Origin of the sequence: Vibrio sp. 10N.222.55.C6 (assembly GCF_041473395.1) — a bacterium.
GTDB lineage: Bacteria > Pseudomonadota > Gammaproteobacteria > Enterobacterales > Vibrionaceae > Vibrio > Vibrio crassostreae_C.
Genome location: NZ_JBFRSD010000718.1, coordinates 1 through 340, shown reverse-complemented (window position 1 = coordinate 340; position 340 = coordinate 1). Strand labels below are relative to the sequence as shown.

The following is a 340-nucleotide window of genomic DNA, read 5'->3' as shown; positions in this document are numbered from 1 at the left end:
GCTATAGCTCTATTTGCAACAGCTCTATTAAAAACAGCTCCATTCGCAACAATTCCATTCACAAGAGAGGTTCGTTTTAATCGATTGATGATCATTGGCTCTCTCCCGGCATAGGTGGCATCAAAGCGCTATCAATAGGCTTACGACGATACTTGTTCATATCGATGCCTTTGTCTTGATAGTAGGTACTGAGGTAATCCAATACTGGATCCCAAGTATCAGACAGATCCCACAGCCCTTGAGTGTCGACCATCCACTGAATGGTTTCACGCCATTGCTCTCTGTTGCCGCTATTCTGAGCAACGATTAAGCTGGTATGGCAGGCGTTACATTGCCCTTT

1 pseudogene is annotated in these 340 nt (G+C 45.0%); it reads right to left on the bottom strand.

Annotated elements, in window-relative coordinates:
* Positions 1-91: 91 nt before the first annotated feature.
* A pseudogene (locus AB4486_RS25810) lies at positions 92-340 on the bottom strand (cytochrome C); the annotation flags it as partial.